Annotated in this window: 17 protein-coding genes; 13 read left to right on the top strand and 4 right to left on the bottom strand. The window is 35.3% G+C overall.

Annotated features, from left to right (window positions below):
* Nucleotides 1-20: 20 nt before the first annotated feature.
* From Q0856_RS07515 to Q0856_RS07505, 3 genes are read left to right on the top strand one after another with little or no spacing between them, the layout of a single operon-like run.
* Nucleotides 21-1,316, top strand: a complete 1,296-nt coding sequence (locus Q0856_RS07515; RefSeq protein ID WP_298503831.1) for a dihydrolipoamide acetyltransferase family protein — start codon at nt 21-23, stop codon at nt 1,314-1,316.
* An 18-nt stretch (nt 1,317-1,334) separates the two neighbouring features.
* Nucleotides 1,335-1,997, top strand: a complete 663-nt coding sequence (locus Q0856_RS07510; protein WP_298477728.1) for a hypothetical protein — start codon at nt 1,335-1,337, stop codon at nt 1,995-1,997.
* Nucleotides 1,998-2,006: 9 nt separating this feature from the next.
* Nucleotides 2,007-2,726 (top strand): hypothetical protein, encoded by a 720-nt coding sequence (locus Q0856_RS07505; RefSeq protein ID WP_298477731.1) that lies wholly within the window; start codon nt 2,007-2,009, stop codon nt 2,724-2,726.
* 22 nt (nt 2,727-2,748) lie between these two features.
* Here Q0856_RS07505 and Q0856_RS07500 read toward each other — a convergent pair whose 3' ends face one another.
* Genes Q0856_RS07500 through Q0856_RS07485 form a run of 4 tightly spaced genes read right to left on the bottom strand, consistent with a single transcriptional unit; the run spans nt 2,749 to nt 6,936 of the window.
* Nucleotides 2,749-3,396 (bottom strand): NAD(P)H-dependent oxidoreductase, encoded by a 648-nt coding sequence (locus Q0856_RS07500; RefSeq protein WP_298503829.1) that lies wholly within the window; start codon nt 3,394-3,396, stop codon nt 2,749-2,751.
* A 14-nt stretch (nt 3,397-3,410) separates the two neighbouring features.
* Complete coding sequence (locus Q0856_RS07495; protein WP_298503827.1) at nt 3,411-4,412, bottom strand: zinc-binding dehydrogenase; 1,002 nt, start codon at nt 4,410-4,412, stop codon at nt 3,411-3,413.
* Nucleotides 4,412-5,668, bottom strand: a complete 1,257-nt coding sequence (locus Q0856_RS07490) for an MFS transporter (protein WP_298477740.1) — start codon at nt 5,666-5,668, stop codon at nt 4,412-4,414. The genes Q0856_RS07495 and Q0856_RS07490 overlap by 1 nt, the downstream gene beginning before the upstream one ends.
* 8 nt (nt 5,669-5,676) lie before the next feature.
* Nucleotides 5,677-6,936 carry an MFS transporter gene (locus Q0856_RS07485; RefSeq protein WP_298503825.1) on the bottom strand — a complete coding sequence of 420 codons (1,260 nt, stop codon included), beginning with the start codon at nt 6,934-6,936 and terminating at the stop codon, nt 5,677-5,679.
* A 333-nt stretch (nt 6,937-7,269) separates the two neighbouring features.
* Here Q0856_RS07485 and Q0856_RS07480 point away from each other — a divergent pair, with 333 nt between their 5' ends.
* From Q0856_RS07480 to Q0856_RS07435, 10 genes are all read left to right on the top strand, one after another.
* Nucleotides 7,270-7,911: a VOC family protein gene (locus Q0856_RS07480; protein WP_298503823.1), complete on the top strand. Its 642-nt coding sequence runs from the start codon at nt 7,270-7,272 to the stop codon at nt 7,909-7,911.
* A gap of 92 nt (nt 7,912-8,003) precedes the next feature.
* Complete coding sequence (locus Q0856_RS07475) at nt 8,004-8,519, top strand: DUF3598 family protein (RefSeq protein WP_298477750.1); 516 nt, start codon at nt 8,004-8,006, stop codon at nt 8,517-8,519.
* Between the two features lie 40 nt (nt 8,520-8,559).
* Nucleotides 8,560-9,828, top strand: coding sequence for a 3-isopropylmalate dehydratase large subunit (locus Q0856_RS07470; RefSeq protein ID WP_298477753.1), 1,269 nt, complete (start codon nt 8,560-8,562; stop codon nt 9,826-9,828).
* Between the two features lie 6 nt (nt 9,829-9,834).
* The gene (locus Q0856_RS07465; RefSeq protein ID WP_298503822.1) at nt 9,835-11,184 is read left to right on the top strand and encodes an NAD(P)/FAD-dependent oxidoreductase; all 1,350 of its coding nucleotides are present in this window, start codon (nt 9,835-9,837) and stop codon (nt 11,182-11,184) included.
* Nucleotides 11,185-11,194: 10 nt separating this feature from the next.
* The gene (locus Q0856_RS07460) at nt 11,195-11,719 is read left to right on the top strand and encodes a hypothetical protein (RefSeq protein ID WP_298477759.1); all 525 of its coding nucleotides are present in this window, start codon (nt 11,195-11,197) and stop codon (nt 11,717-11,719) included.
* A 4-nt stretch (nt 11,720-11,723) separates the two neighbouring features.
* The gene (locus Q0856_RS07455) at nt 11,724-12,485 is read left to right on the top strand and encodes an aldolase/citrate lyase family protein (RefSeq protein ID WP_298477762.1); all 762 of its coding nucleotides are present in this window, start codon (nt 11,724-11,726) and stop codon (nt 12,483-12,485) included.
* A 68-nt stretch (nt 12,486-12,553) separates the two neighbouring features.
* Entirely contained in the window at nt 12,554-12,865 is a 312-nt protein-coding gene (locus tag Q0856_RS07450) for a hypothetical protein (RefSeq protein ID WP_298503820.1), read from the top strand.
* Between the two features lie 3 nt (nt 12,866-12,868).
* Nucleotides 12,869-13,702, top strand: a complete 834-nt coding sequence (locus Q0856_RS07445) for an SDR family NAD(P)-dependent oxidoreductase (RefSeq protein ID WP_298477768.1) — start codon at nt 12,869-12,871, stop codon at nt 13,700-13,702.
* Between the two features lie 92 nt (nt 13,703-13,794).
* Entirely contained in the window at nt 13,795-15,867 is a 2,073-nt protein-coding gene (locus Q0856_RS07440; RefSeq protein ID WP_298503818.1) for a hydantoinase/oxoprolinase family protein, read from the top strand.
* Nucleotides 15,868-15,869: 2 nt separating this feature from the next.
* Nucleotides 15,870-17,297 carry an FAD-dependent oxidoreductase gene (locus Q0856_RS07435; RefSeq protein ID WP_298503816.1) on the top strand — a complete coding sequence of 476 codons (1,428 nt, stop codon included), beginning with the start codon at nt 15,870-15,872 and terminating at the stop codon, nt 17,295-17,297.
* The last annotated feature ends 61 nt before the right edge of the window (nt 17,298-17,358 follow it).

Here is a 17,358-nt window from a genome sequence, read left to right as displayed (position 1 = left end):
TAAAGCATAATTCTAGAAAGATGATCGAATTTAAATTACCATCCTTAGGAGAAGGCATTGAAAAAGGAACTATTATTTCTATTTTAGTAAAAGAAGGAGATACCATAGAAGCGGAGCAATCCTTAATTGAGGTAGAAACAGATAAAGTGGTTGTAGAAGTTCCAGCAGAACAAGGAGGAACAATAGCGGCTATTTTAGTTAATATTGGTGATGAAATAGGGGAAGGAACCCTTTTTATGCAATTAAATGGAGGAAATTCTTCTTCAACAGGAGAAGCCGAACCTATAAAAGAAGAAAAACAAGTTGCTAAAGAAGAGGAGAGTAAACCTAAAGAGGAACCTGTAATAGAAGAACCTGCTAAAGTTGCGGTTGCACAACCTGTTGTTGCGTCGCCCCCAATTAAAATAGATTCTGAGCCTAAAAAAGGTTTTAGAGCTTCACCCCTTGCCAGAAAAATGGCAAAAGAAATTGGGGTTAATTTGGCTAACATTTCATTAGAAGGAAGAAGTAAACGAATTTCTTTGCAGGATGTGAAAACCCACGCCAAGCAATTAAATGAAGGTAGAAATATAGGAGGAGCTACGCCTATTACTCCGGATTTGCCAGATTTTAGTAAATGGGGAGATATTTCTAAGGAATCATTATCAGGAATATCTAAGGCAACCAGTGAAAACATGAGCACATCATGGTCTACAATTCCACATGCTTGGCTACAAGAAAAAGTAGATATTACAGCATTAGAAGCAAAGAGGCAAGAGCATAAATTTGCAATAAAAGAACAAGGAGGCTCCTTAACAATCACAAGCATTTTAGTAAAAGTTGTAGCTAAAGCTCTTGAGAGTTACCCAATTTTTAATGCTAGTTTTAATCCTAGTGCAAATGAAATAATATATAAAGAGTACATAAACATTGGGGTTGCTGTAGATACAGATCGGGGGCTTTTAGTACCTGGTTTGCGAAGCCCTAACCAGAAAAGTATAAGTGAAATTGCAATAGAACTTACTGAGGTTTCTACCAAAGTAAAAGGGAAAAAAATTTCTAAAGAAGACTTGGAAGGTATTACGTTTACTATTTCTAACCTTGGGGGTATCGGCACTACTGCTATTTTTCCATTAGTAACATTTCCGCAAGTGGCCATTTTGGGAGTGGCAGCAAGTAAAAAAGAGGCTGTTTGGATAGACGGAGAGTTTAAACCAAGATTACTTATGCCAATTACTATTGGTTTTGATCATAGGATAATAAACGGAGCAGATGCCGCTCGTTTTATAAAGCACATAAAAGGGCTACTAGAAGATTGGTTTTTAATAAACCTATAACAATGCAAAAGCAAGAAAATGAGCATATTTTTAATATTAAAATATTTTCACATTCTATTATTCGTTTTTTGGTTAGGAACAGATATGGGAACTTACTATTCTAGTAAATTCGTTATAAATCCTAAATTGTCAGGGGCGCAAAGATCAACTGCCTTGCAGATTTTACTAGGTTGCGATTTAGGGCCGCGCATTGCTATGCCACTAATAATGCCTACAGGTATTCATATGGCTAGCCTTATGGGGATAATGAAAGTTACTAATCTTGGATTAGGGTTAATATGGGGATTTGGTATTTTGTGGTTATTTTTAGTTTTAAAAGTCCATTTCGGAAAAGATGAAGTTCAGAAAAAGAAGTTAAAGAATGTAGATTTTTGGATACGCCCAATTATAGTTTTTGGTGTATCGACATTTGCAATTTATAATCTTTTTAATCCAGATTATATCCTAGTTTCTTGGGTAAGTTATAAGTTATTAATCGTATGCGGATTAATTCTTTGCGGATTAGGAATAAGGTATCATCTTGGAAAATTTACTCCTGCATTTATCAATTTATTGCAAGGTCACAATGTAGAAAAATCTAACACTATAATGAAAGTTAGAATGGATAAATGCCTGCCCTATGTGTATGGTATATGGATTGGATTATTGGTGAACGCAGCTTTAGGAGTTCATTTATTTTAAAATAGTAAAATGAAACATAAAACTATTAGGGGATATATACGATATACCAGTAAAAAACCAGAGCGTTTAAATGCAGAAAGGGGTAGGGAGTTTTTTACTATTACAAAACAGTATGACGAAAAAATAGTTGTACAAGCGCATTGCGAAATTGATGATGAACCCAATGTAGTTAGAGATGTAGTAATCGCCATGGATGAAAAGGGAGCCCCTTTAGATTGTAGTGTGCGATTATCTGTCGGTGACGAATTAGAGGGTACAGGATGGTATTGGTTCAAAGAGGATAGTGTAGAACTTGAAGTTTTTAATAAAGAAAAGGGTAGAATATCAGAACGAATTCCAGTTAAACAACCTGTGAAATGGTTACAAGCACATCCTATAGTAGCAGATGCGCTGCTTATGAAATTATATGATCTTACTAAAGGTAAAGGGGTGCAATATTTTAAAGATTTACTATTAACTTCTCCAGACCATCGTGGAGCCACGGGGCCTATGATTTTCACCTTAGAGTCTATAGGATTGGAATATCATGGAGAGGAAGTAATTACAATAAAAGCAGGCATTTTCAATGCAAGGCATTTTTCTTTAGCAAGCGCTGACGGTTTAGAGGAAGAACATCCAGCTTATAATGTATGGGTAACAGCAAATGAAGATTATTTATTTCTAAAAGCAGGAGTAGAAGGGTATATGCAAACCCATTATGAGTTAGAAGAGCTAGAGTATTTTGAATGATATGTAGTTTTAAAAAAAGGAGTTATTGAAAGTTTTTTTGAATATAGGTCATATAATTTTCTAAAATTGTTTTCCGCTCAACATCGGTTATTCTAGATACTCCATATGCTACAAAATCGGGTAAGACTTCAAATCCTATTAACCCTAAAATGCCTTGATGAATGTTTTTTAAAATAGCAGCTAAAGTTCTTCCATGCGATCCAGTTTCTGTGTAAAAATTCGCGGGACTACCCGTGGTTACGCATAAAAACGCTTTTTTTCCGCTAAACCTACCTTTATCGTAAAAACCGTAATCTCCTCCGTAGGCATAGCCATAGGCTAACACGCGATCCACCCAACCTTTTAGTATTGCTGGCATACTAAACCACCAAAGAGGAAAATTAAAAATAAGAACATCGGCCTTGCTCAAAAGTTCCATTTCTTCTCTTAAATCATCCGAAAACAAATTATTTTGCTGTGCATGTATTTGCTCCGAAGCATATTTGTAATAAGAAGCATCGGAAATCTTTTTAAAATCGTGTTTACCGCCAACGGGGTTAAAATTCTTTTTATATAAATCGGATATAGTTACCTCATAACCTTCTTTTTCAAAAGTAGATTTAGCAATATTGGCTAGAGCAGAACAAAAGGAATCTGCATTTTCATGAGCATGTACAATTAGTATATTCATAGTGTTTTTTTTTGTTAAAGAGCAACAACGACTTTACCGCAACTTTTTCCTGCCAGTAAATATTCCGATGCAGTAGTAATAGATTCAATTCCTTTAAATAAGGTGGAATCTACCTTAACTTGCAGCTTACCTTCCTGATATAATTGGAATAGATAATTACGTGCTTCTGGGTGTTGTTCCTTGTACAAATGATTCATAAAACAACGGACAGAAGCTCCTTTCCAATAGATACTTTCATATACTCTAGGGCCATGTACTTGCTCAAATTCTGGAGCAGTTAACTCTGTTGCTAAACCACTAACTACTAAACGACCTAAGGGTGCTAAGTTTTGTAAAAAAGCATCAAACATGTAAGTGCCAACGGAGTCAAAGCCTACATCTATTTTATTAGTATATTCTTTGTTTAAAACGGTTATTAAATCTTCTTTATTATAGTTAATAATGCGGTCGCAGCAACCTAAATTCTTCAGTAGATTTTCTTTTTCCGGTTTGCCGCAAATAGCAACCACATGGCAGTTTTTTTGTTTAGCAAGTTGCACTACAATATGTCCTAAACCACCCGAAGCAGCAGAAACAACAATGGTTTCTCCGTTTTTTAATTCTGCGGTGTTTTTTATAGCTAAATAAGCAGAAACACCGGTTGGGTTAAGAGTTAAATATTCGGCAGTAGGTTCTGGAATTTTAACAACTTCTTCTTTGGTAATTATTTGATATTCTTGATAGGCGGTACCAACTTTTACGGTAGATACTGCATCTCCAATTTTTACATTGGTAATATTACTACCAACCTCAACTACAATACCAACGGCTTCTACGCCAAAAACATATGGAAATTGAACGTTTATATATGGTATTTTTCCTTTATAAAGCTCCCGGTCGTAAATAGCATTGATACCTAAAAATTTATTTTTGATTAAAATTTGTGATGCTTTTATTTTAGGAATAGGGGTTTCTATAATACTAGATGCCTCCTGTATATATTCTGAAAATTTGTGTATTACAAGTTGTTTATTCATTATGATAGATTAGGAATGCGTTTAATATTGGGAATAAAGACCATTACCAAAATGGCCGAAATAATATGTAGAAATGCAACAATTGTAAAAACGGGAGCATAGGAAATGGTATCTACTAGCCAACCAATTACTGGTGTAAATAACATAGCCCCTAAACTACCTGCGGATCCTGAAATTCCCCAAACGGAAGCAGCATCTTTTTTAGAGAAAATATCAATTGGTAAAGTAAATAAAGAAGATTGCTTAAACTGCGTAGCAAATAAAGAGATACTAATTAAACCTATGGCTACATATGGGGATTGTACATAAAGGCAGCCTAATACCGGAACTACAAGAATGGCCCCAATCCAAAGCACCCATTTTCTTGAAGCATTTAAAGACATCCCATTGGCAATTAGTTTTTCTCCTGTCCAGCCTCCAACAAAGCTCCCTATATCAGAAAAAAGAAAAGGAATCCAAGCGAACATTCCAATTTCTGTTAAACTAAATTCTTTTACATCTGCCAACCAGGATGGCAACCAGAATACAAAAAAATAAAAAGCGCCGTCAGACACGAATCTAGACAGTGCAAGTCCCCAAACCTCTTTATGTTTAAAAAAACTTAACCAAGGGGATTGTTCTTTTTGAAAATTGTCTTTTTCCTTTTTTAGAATTAATTCTAATTCTTCATTAGTAATTTTCGGATGATTTTCGGGTGTATAATATATGCCCCTCCATAAAACTAACCACAAAAATCCCAATGCTCCAGTAATAACAAAAGACAATTTCCATCCAAAGGTTAAAATTAACCAGACAAGTAACGGAGGTGCAATAATTGCCCCAAAACCAGGACCCATATTTAGTATACCAACTGCTTTACTTCGTTCTTCTTTAGGAAACCATTCCGATATAGCTTTCATACCTGCTGGGTAATTGCCTGCTTCTCCCATGCCAAGTAAAAATCTAAAAATGCCTAGGCTTAATATACCAGTTCCAAAAGCGTGTAACATATTGGCAATAGACCACCAAATAATAGAAATAGTAAAGCCTTTTTTTGTACCTAGTATATCTATTAATCTACCAGAAACTATTTGCATAATGGTATACGCAAGTAAAAAAGAACTTACAATCCAACTATATTGTTCGTTAGATAAATTTAAATCTTCGCGTATAACAGGTGCAGCAACAGAAAGTGCTTGTCTATCAATATAGTTTATAGTGGTAGCCAAAAAAATGGTAGCAACAATCCACCAGCGAAGATTTTTTGTAGCTTTCATCACTTTGACTACTTTTTCTCCACATCAAAATTTCTGTATTTTCCAAGAAGTAATAAAGGAAAAGAACCTACTAAAAATGCTATCATAGCATAATGTAAAATAGAATCATAACTACCAGTGGATGCAAAGAACTTACCGAAAATCACAGGGCCAAAGCCTGCTCCAAATGCAAAAAAACCATATAAAAACCCATAAATTGCAGCGTAATTCTTCATTCCAAAATACCTAGAAACTAAATAGGCCATAAGATCATACTCCACCCCAGCTCCGAAGCCTAAAATTACTACAGCGATGAGTGCATTAGTATAAGTTAAATCTGCACCTTGTAAAATATAACAAGATATAGCCGGAATACTTAACAAAATAAAAGCTACGGCAGGAGCCCAGAAACGATCTAGTAAATATCCGCCTAATAATCGCCCCATTAATACAGAGTATCCTATGATGCTTGCTAAAACAACGGCATCTCCAGTGTTGAAGCCTTTATTTGAAAGCAAATTTTCTAAATTTGGTATTGGGCCTCCAACGGCAAAAGAAATAAGAATAAAGCAAAATGCAAGTAGCCAGAATCTCCAATCTTTAAGGGCTTGTTTTACCGTTAAACCAGATTTCGTAATCGTAGCATGGCTGGGCACTTCGTCTTTTAATTTCTTTAATTTTTTGGCAACTTTAGGGTCATCTACATCTCTAAAAAAGAAGAAGGCTATTGGTAAAGCAATAAGTATAGGTAGTAAGCCAACTCCTAAATAAGCTGTTTTCCAATCAAAATTTTCAATTAACGAAAAAGCATATAGTTTGGCAAAGGCACCAAATAATCCGGTTCCTAATAGGGAAAGGCCAAGGGCTAAACCTCTATTTTCATTAAACCAATTGTTTATTACTCTTGTCCAAGTCATAGGTAAGGTTCCTGCACCTGCAAATGCCATTACGCCCCACAAAGTATAGTATAAAGCTTTTGATCCAGTATTTAAACTAAAAGCAATGAAGGATATTCCAAACAATAATAGTGATAACATGGCGGTTTTTCTAGCACTAACTTTATCCGCAATGTATCCAATTAAAGGACTGGCAATTAATGCTGCTAAGGTAAAAACCGTAAGTCCGCCCATAACTGTATCCATACCCCAACCAAAATTTTTGGATAGAGGAATAGCAAAAACACCAATAGTATAAAATGGTAATGGCGACATGCCTAAACCAATTCCAAAAGTTGAAGAAAGGATAACAGGCCAGCCAAATTTAAATTCTTTAAGGTTAGAAAAATTCATATTTTATCTATTTAGTTGTTAGTCGATTTGTTCTATTTTAGAGATTTTTTTTATTATATCTTGAAAATTCCAAGTACCAAACACTTTTTTAAATCAATTTTTGGTCACCTTTTTAAGGTTTTTCTTGTCGTTTTATTTGTTTTAGTGTATTGTTAATCAATATTTTAAGTTGTTTTTTCTCTTTTTTGAAAAGAAGTGTAGACCTAAAATTATTCATAAATTTAATAATTAATAATGTTAATTATTAATAAAATTAACTATTTTTATGAAAATCTTGAATATATATTAATCATTATACAATATATATTCATTCACAAGAGAATATAAAATACTATGGGCGTATTAATAGAGAATTGTAAATTTCGATTTATTGCTGTTGTATTTTTTTTAACAATTACGGCTTGCACTGGTAAAAAAGAAGATAAGGGCAGTATACAGTGGAAACAGGAAGTAGTAAAAGAAACTAATCAAGATTTTAAAATAGAAGATTACCCTCTAGTCTTTAGAAGAACAACATTAATTGTAAGAGATATTAAAAAATCATTAGCGCTATACCAAGACGTTCTTGGTATGGAAATTATTTACGATAAAATATTAATTCGTAAGCATCCAGAAAAAGACGAAGATCACGAAGTAAGACTAGTGTTTCTTAAGGCAATTAATAGCTATTACGGGGTTTTGGGTCTTATGGAGTATTCTTACAATGATCCAAGCAAATTTATAAAGCCAATTCGAAAAGAAGGATTTACTGCGCAAAACTCTGTCTTGCTATTTAATACGAATGATTTGGAAGGAAGATTTGAAAAAATTAAAAACACGGCAGGGGTAGAAATTATAACCGCGCCAACATTAAGAGAATATCCTTCTTATGATGGTAAAGGGGTTATACGTGTTAAGGTCAGTATTTTTTATGACCCAGATGGTTTTTTAGTAGAATTTAATGAGCCTCAGGACAAAATTAATGTAGAAAAATAAAAAAAATAATGATTAACATTATTAATAGTTAATAATATTAACTATATTTATATCGATAAAAAAAACCAAGCTTTTTAAAATAGAGAAATATTATGAGTTATGAATTAAAATTATTTCCTAAACATACAGGGATTTGGGAAGGAACGTACAAGAGAATTGGAGCCGACGGAAAGCTAATACAAGAGTGGAAAAGTCGCTTAACTATTAGGATAATGCCAGATGGAAGGTATCATCAAGTAAACCAATACTTCTGGGATGATGGTTTTGAAGAGTGTTTAGACTTTGGAATTTGCAATTTTAATGACAAGGGAGAATTAATTTTCGAAAACCCAAGATTATCTGGAAAAGCATGGGAAACAGGAAGGAGTGTAGTACTTATATGGGATTATAAGCACAAGCCCGGGATGACGCTTTTTGAGCAAATAGATTTAATAGGTAATGATGATCATAGGATAAGAGTATGGAAGTGGTCGGAGAATGACACTTTCAATGGGATTACCATGATAGAAGAGAGAAAAGTAGGTTCACAGGACGATATTGACCCTAAATTTTGGGAAGAATTACCCAATATTAGAACCAATGGAAAAGAGTCTAGATCGGATATATAATAAATAGGTATTCGAAGATAATATTTAAAACAGTTACAATATGGGAATGACCATTACTGAAAAAATTATGGCCCGCAATAGCGGAAGAGATCATGTAGTGCCGGGAGAACTTGTATGGACAAATGTTCATACTGTTATGACAATGGATTATCTGGGTAAAACTTGTTTTGATAAATTTAGATCTCTTGGTAAAACAGAGGTTTTTAATAAGGATAGAGTAATTTGTGTGTCGGATCACTTGGTTCCTCCGCCAAATCAAAAATTTGCCACCATGTTAAATGAGTGGCGAGAGGTTGTAAAGCAGCATGATATTACTAATTTTTATGATTTAGGAAGACAAGGTATTGCTCATCAAATCATGGTAGAGCAAGGTCATGTACTTCCTGGTACAATCAGTATTGGTACGGATTCTCATGCGAATACTTATGGTGCAGCTGGAGCGGTAGGTAATGCAATAGGGGTTACAGATGCAGCTGTTGCAATGGCAACCGGGAAAGCTTGGTTTAGAGTGCCAAAATCGGTTAAATTTCATATTACTGGAACCTGGCAACCTTGGGTAATGGCCAAGGATTTAAGTCTGCATATTATGGGTATGATGCATTGGAACGGACATCTTTTGTATAAAGCATTAGAGTTTACGGGTCCGGCAATTGAGAGTCTTAGTATGGCAGGGAGAATGACTTTGTGTAATATGACAGTAGATTTAGGAGCAAAAAATGGAATTATAGCTCCAGACGCAATAACCCAAAGATATTTAAAAGATCGCGCAATTGGGGATTGGGATATGATTGCTAGTGATGATGACGCAGAATACGATCAGGTGTATACTATAGATATTTCCGATTTAGGTCCAACAGTAGCTCTGCCAGGAAAATTAGATGATACTGTTCCTGTAGAAAAACTTATTGGCACCAAATTTAATAAAGCTTTTGTAGGGACATGTACCAACGGTAGATTAGAAGATATAGCTACTATAGCTAAAATTTTAAAAGACAAACAAGTACATAGAGACATAAATATGATTCTAGTTCCAGCAAGTCAAACAGTTTATTTAGAAGCTTTACGTGCAGGATATATAGAAACATTGGTAGAAGCAGGAGTAGCTGTAGATACCCCTAGCTGTGCTGCGTGTGCTGGTATACATACTGGTGTTGCTGGCGATGGCGATATTGTACTTAGTGCGGGAAATAGAAATATGACCGGACGTATGGGTAGTAAAAAAGCAGAAATATATTTAACATCTCCGAGTGTAGTAGCTGCATCAGCATTAACAGGGGTAATTACAGACCCTAGAACACTAAGCCTGTAAAGAATTATGAAAAGACGCTCCTTTATACAAAAAACAGGAATAGCTGGGTTAGGTGTGGTACTAAGCCCTTTGGCTTGTGCTAAAACTAAAGCTTTAGATACAGAATTCCTTATTTTGGGAGGTGGCTTATCTGGTCTTTATTTAGCATATCTTCTAGAAAAAGAAGGTAGAGATTATATTTTGTTAGAAGGCAGTAATAGAGTTGGCGGAAGAATGTTTACCCGAAAGGATATTAATAGAGATGTAGGAGGAAAAGGTATTGGTGACGGTTATGCGGAAGTGATGTCTCTTGTTCAAGAACTCCATACAGAGATGATTGATATTACGGAATATATGAATTCTCCAACTGCCATTTATAAAGATGGCCAGTTACATACTACTTGGGACGGTCCAGAACCAAACCCAAGAATGTTACAATATAGAGCCTTTGGCAAAGAAAAGCAATTAGGCTCTTTAGATGAATGGTATAAGCGACCGGAGTTAGATGAGGCTTATAGTAAAGTTTTAAAACGAAACGGTTTATCTGAGACAGAAATAGATTTAGTAAACATATCGGCGAACTACAATGATGTTAGAGAAACATCCGCAATGAATGCTTATCATAGTAGTGCCTTTAGAAAATATAATACCTCTAAGAGAATTCTTAATTTTAAAGGAGGAACAGCCTCATTTATAGAATCTTTAGTCAAGAAATTAGAGAAACCTGTTTTAAAAAATAAAATGGTAGTTTCTATCGATGATTCTGGAGATAGTGTTTCTGTCACTTGTGAAGATGGTGCTAGTTACAAGAGTAAAAAAGTTATTTCGACCATGCCATTTTCTACGTTAAGAGATGTAAAAATGAATGCTAGTTTTAACAGTAAGCAAGAAAAAGCCATACAGAATTTAAACTATACTAAAATAACTCAGATTCATTTAACGCATAGTTCTCCTTTTTGGGAAGAAGATGGTAGCCCCGCTGCAATGTGGACAGATACCCCTTTGGAACGTGTTATGAATTTAAGTTCCCATAAAGATGAAAAACAAATTGCTTGTTGGGTAAACGGAAAAGGAACAGCCTTTTTTGATAAGATGTCGGAAAAAGAAGTGGCGGAGTATACTATTAAAAAAATGAATGAAATACGACCGGCATCGACAGGTAAAATAGAATATTTGGGAATGCAAAATTGGGGAAAATATAAATATAACAAAGGAGCTTATGCTGAGTTTGGTGTAGGGCAAGCGGCTTGGTTTGAAGATATGATAAAACCTGCGAGTAATATACATTTCGCAGGAGAACATACAGCCCATATGTCAAGGGGAATGGAAGCGGCAGCTGAATCTGCCAAAAGAGTATTTTTTGAATTAATTAATTAAAATAAAAACAATGATAAAAGGAAAATGTTGGGTAGCAGATGATTACGTAATGGCCTACGATATTATCATTCAGGAATATTGGACATCGGCAATAGATGCTGCGGAAAACAGTAAATGGGTAATGGCAGGTGTAAAAGAAGAGTTTAACAAAGAAAACGCCTTTAAGGATGAAGGCTTCACTTTTATTGTTGCGGCTCATAATTTTGCTGGTGGCGGTAAATCTATTGAGCATGTTATTACAGGGCTTATGGGAGCCGGTGTACAAGCTGTTTTTGCAACAAGTTTTGCAAGATTACAGTTTCGTAATGCTATAAACTATGGGCTACCATTTGTTACTTGTGATGATATAGATAAGGGGTGTGAAACTGGAGATGAGCTAGAGTATAACCCGGAAACGGGTATAATAACAAACATAACTAAAGGAACTTCTTTTCAGTCCGTTCCAGCAGCTCCATTTGTTGCTGAGGTTGGCGATGCTGGAGGTTTAATGAATTATGTTCGAGAAAAGATAGCAAATGGCGAACCAATAGAATAGGCTTATGAAAGAGAATAGATTAAAAAAAAGAATAGAAGAAGGTAAAGTTGGTTTTGGAATTATAGGACCAACAATAGACCCAACTATATGCGAATATGTGGGCTATACGGGAATGGATTTTTATATGATGGATGGAGAACATGGCGCAATAACACCTTCCGAAGTTACCAATATGGTGCGTGCATGTGAATTGGTAAATACAACTCCGTTAGCAAGAATTAGAAGCGTTGATACTAAATTAATACTTCAGTATATGGATGCAGGTGTCATGGGAGTAATGATGCCAAGCATCGATACCGTTGAAGATGTTAAAAAAATGATAGATGCTATTAAATATCCACCTTTTGGGAAAAGAGGCCTGGGGCCTGTTCGTGCGGCAGATTATATGCAAGGAAGCATGAGTCAAGCTGAATACGTAAAATTTGCTAATGAGCAAACCCTAGTATTGCCTCAAATAGAATCTTTAGAATGTGTAAAAAACCTGCCAGAATTATGCAAATTAGACGGTGTAGATGGGTTTATTATTGGCCCAAGAGATTTAGCCATGTCAATGGGCTTTTATGATGGGCCGGGACATGATGAAGTAAAAAAACTATTGGATGAGATTTTTAGTACTATTCTTGAATCCGGAAAATGGTATGGAACTGTTGCTGGTAATGCTACGCAGGCAGAAGCATTAATTGATAAAGGAGCTTCTTTTATAATGAACTCTGTACAAGGATTAATAAAAGCTTCGGGAACTGCATTTTTGCAAGCAAGAAAATAATGTAGTAATTGTACTACAAAAGAATAATTTGTGTTATAATAAAGAGTCTAATTTATTAAATAGAAAATATGGCAGCTTTAGTAGTTTTATTCAACTTAAAAAACGATGCCTCTATGGAGGCATATGAAAAATGGGCGCAAACTACAGATGTTCCTACGGCTTCTAATATGTCTTCTGTAGATTCCTTTAAAGTATTTAAACTAGGAACTATTATGGGTACTAATAATGCATCTCCTTTTCAATATTGCGAAGTATTAGAAATTAATGATATGACAAAATTAGGTGAAGAAGTAACCTCCGAAACCATGCAAAAAGTTGCTGTAGAGTTTCAAAAATTTGCCGATAGCCCAATGTTTATTATTTCAGAACAAATAGCATAGTATATGTATAATATCAAAGGTAAAACAGCGATTATTACTGGTTCAGGGAAAAGTGGAGCCATTGGGGAAGCCATTGCATTTAAATTAGCATCCGAAGGTTGTAATATAGTAATATCAGACATAGGTATAACAAAAGGAGAACAGTTTAGCGAAGAACATGTAGGTACAACTAAGGAAATGGACGCTATCGTTTCTGAAATTGAAAAACTGGGAGTAAAGGCCATAGGAGTTTCTTGTGATGTACGAATGGAAAACCAAGTAGCGCATCTAATAAAAAAGGCAACTGAGGTTTTTGGCAAAGTAGACATTCTAATAAATAATGCTGGTATTGGATACATTATGGAGCCTTTTACAGAATTCAAGGAAGAGAGTTGGGATGCCGTTTTAGATGTTAATTTAAAAGGAGCATTTTTATGTTCTAAACATGCCGCTTTACAAATGATAGAACAAGGAAATGGCGGTTGTATTATTAATATAGCAAGTCAAGCTGCTAAATCAGGGTTTCCTTTTGCAGCAGCATATACAGCATCAAAACATGGAATGATTGGCTTAACTCGTTCTAACGCAGTAGAATTAGGAGCTTATAAAATAAGAGTAAATGCGGTTTGTCCTAATCATATTACAACAGGTTTAGGACATTGGCAAAATAAATTTTTTAGCGATAAAATGGGGTTAGACTACGATAAATATTTGCAGTCTATAGTAGATAAAAACCCATTAAAAAGAACAGGATTGGTAGAAGATATTGCAAAGGCTGTAGCATTCTTAGTTTCGGATCAAGCAGACTATATTACGGGAGAGGCAATGAACGTTACAGGCGGGGAAGAATATCATTAAATAAAATTTTAGAAAAAGAGGATGTAAATCTTTAACAATGGGACAGTTTTAAACAGTCTCAAGTTACCATCAAATTAACAAGAACTTACAAAATGAAATTAGGAATAGACATAGGAGGAACATTTACAGATTTTGTGCTGTTTGAAGATACTAGTAATCAACTCTATTTTGCAAAAACACTTACTACGTATCCAGATCCAACAGTTGGTATTTTTAATGGGATAAAAGAATTGGAAGCTAAATTTGGTTTTCCTGTAAAAGAAATAGATGCCATTGTTCATGGAACAACTTTGGTTACTAATGCAGTTATAGAGCGTAAAGGAGCCAAAACAGCATTTATAACAACCAAAGGTTTTGAAGATGTTTTAGAAATTGGTCGTGAAATGCGTTATGACATTTACGATATCTTTTTAACCATGCCCAAACCATTAATTCCAAGGAATTTACGAATGGGTGTTTCGGAAAGAGTAGATACGCATGGTAATGTGCTTACAGAATTAAATGAGACTCATTTAGCACCATTGGCGAGGGCATTAAAAGATAATGGTATAGAAGCGGTAGGTGTATGCTTATTAAATTCTTTTGCTAATACAAAACATGAAAAAGTATTAGGAAAATTTTTATCCAAAAATGTACCGGATATATACTACAGTCTTTCTTCAGAAATTATGCCAGAGATTAGGGAATATGAGCGTAGTTCGGCAACAGCAATGAATGCGTATGTACAACCAATAACAGATAAGTATTTAAAAGATTTTGAAACGCAATTAAGAGAATCTGGCTTTCAGGGCAACATAAATATTATGATATCTAGTGGTAAGTTAACCACTATAGATGGCGCTCGTAAATCGCCAATTCATTTATTAGAATCTGGTCCTGCAGGCGGAGCTATGGCAGGTGTTTTCTATGGTTCTCACTTAGAGGAAGAAAACTTGCTTTGTTTTGATATGGGAGGAACCACAGCTAAGGCATGTGTAATTTATGAAGGGAAGCCAGAAATTACGAATCATTTTGAAGCAGGGAGAGTAAAACGATTTAAAAAAGGAAGCGGACTACCTGTTCGTATACCTGTAATAGATTTAATAGAAATTGGTGCCGGCGGAGGTAGTATAGCAAGAGTTAATAACATTGGGTTATTAACCGTTGGGCCAGATAGCGCTTCGTCGACTCCAGGTCCTGCGTGTTATGATTTAGGAGGAGAAGACCCAACTGTGACAGATGCCGATTTAGTATTAGGGTATCTAAATGCCGACTATTTCTTAGGAGGAGATATGCAATTAAGTGTAGATGCGGCTAGAGAAGCAATACGTGTTAAACTTGCCGAACCTTTAAATATTTCTATAGAAGAAGCAGCTATGGGGGTTCATAAAATTGTGAATGAAAATATGTCTAATGCAGCCAGAGTTCATGTTTTGGAAAAAGGAATGGATCCTCGTCATTTTAATATGATAGGATTTGGAGGAGCGGGTCCGGTTCATGCTTTTGGAGTAGCAAAATTATTGAATACAAAACGATTAATTATTCCGGTAGGAGCAGGGGTAACTTCTGCATTAGGCTTTTTAGTATCACCAGTAGCAAGCGAAAAAATACACAGTTTTATTTCAGAAATAGAAGAGATAGATTGGAAAGAAGTTAATAGCTTTTTGGAGAATATGGAGCAGGATGGCTATAATTTCTTAGCACAATCTGGAATAGATAAAAAAGACGCTACTGTAGAACGCGTTGTAGAAATGCGTTATAGTGGGCAAGGACATGAAATTACCATAGAAATTCCAGAAGGAGAATTAAGCGAAAATTCTATTCCAGAAATAGAAAAACGTTTTGTTAAAGAATACGAATTTAGGTATAACCGATCTATAGAAGGTATGTCTTTAGAAATGGTAACATGGCGTGTGGTAGTGCAAGGACCAATTCCGCAAATGAAAGTAAAACAATTTTCGACTACCGCTTCGGATGCAGAGGCGTACAAAGGAGTAAGAAGAGTGTATTTTGAAGAAACAGGATATTTGGATTGCCCAGTTTATGATAGATATGCTCTTCAATCTAACGAAAAGTTTGACGGCCCTGCTATTATAGAAGAAACAGAGAGTACTACTGTAATTGGGGTAAATAGTTCTGTTCATGTAGATAAAGACAAAAACATTATTATCGATTTACATCATTAATTATGAATTACGATATCCTAATTGTGGGGGCAGGTACGGCAGGCATGAGTTGTGCTATTACTGCGGCAGAGCGTGGGCTAAAAGTTGGCGTTGTAGAAAAAGTGGACTATGTTGGTGGGGCTCTACATTGGTCGGGAGGCCATATGAGTGCTGGTGGCACCCATTTACAAAAAGAAAAAGGTATTGAAGATTCCCCTGAGAAGCATTTAGAAGATATTTATAGAATTAATAATAAGTCGGGCGATATAGATCTTACGCAAAAGGCAGTATTCGAAGCGCCAAAAACAATACAATGGCTTACGGATTTAGGAATGGAATGGTCCCAAGATTGTCCAAGAATAATTTACGGTCATGTAGCTTATGAAACCGCCAGAACTATTTATGGTCCAGATAAAGCTTTAAGTATTTATAAGGCTATGTTGCCGCAATGGAATAAGCATATAGATAATGGTGCTATTGAAATTCATTTTAACAACTCATTTTCGGGGTTAGGAAAAAAAGGAAGTAGGTATGATTCTGTTCTTTGTAATTCCCCTGAAGGAGAAAAAATGTATACCGGTAAGAATATTGTAATTACTACCGGAGGTTACGGTAGTAATCCCGCATATTTTCAAGAAAAGCACGGCGATATTCCTTTGGTAAGTAGTTGTTATCCTACTGCTACTGGAGATGGGCACGGTATAGTTGAAAAATATGGTGCTCAATTTAAATACGCAAATTATCATTTACCCAGTTTAGGAGGTATGGAAGAAGTAGAAGGTAGTGGTAGAGTAGACTTTAACAAGGCTTGGGCCATGGTTCTCACTTCTGTGTATAGGCAACCAAGGGATATATATGTAAATGCACACGGAAAAAGATTTATTAGAGAAGATGAGGTAAGTCCAGAAACAAGAGAACTAGCCGTTATGAAACAGCCAAATTGGTGTTTTTGGATAGTATTTGATGAAAGAGCTTTAGTTTCAAAAGATAACAATGGAAACCATAATCCAATTGTAATAGGTTGGTCCGTAGCACAAATAAAAGAAGAAGCCAAAAAAAATCGTTCTTTGAAAATGGCAGATTCTATTGAAGAATTGGCTGTGAAAACGGGATTGCCAGTAGATAATTTAAAAGAAACAGTAGCATCTTATAACTATATGGTTTCCTCTAAAGAAGATACGGAGTTTAGTAGAACCTATTTAGAAGACGCTATTTCGGAACCCCCATTTTACGCTTTAAAAGTTCATGCCTCTGTATTAGTAACTTTTGGTGGAATTAAAGTAAACAAAGATTTACAAATAGTTGACCAAGACGGAAAAGTAATGGAGGGTTTATATGCGGCCGGAGAATTTTTAGGACTTGGAGCAACAAGCGGAAGTTCTTTTTGTAGTGGTATGGCAATTACCCCTGCGTTAAGTTTTGGAAGGCTTTTAGGAGCAACTTTAAGCTAGTTTTTTCAAAGTTTAACATTCAAAATAAGATTACTAATCAAAAATTAGTTAACTTAGTTAA

It is taken from the genome of uncultured Maribacter sp., from assembly GCF_947496775.1.
In the GTDB taxonomy this organism is placed as follows: Bacteria; Bacteroidota; Bacteroidia; order Flavobacteriales; family Flavobacteriaceae; genus Maribacter_B.
The sequence above is the reverse complement of the archived record's forward strand: the minus strand, read 5'-3'. Positions and strand labels throughout refer to the sequence as shown.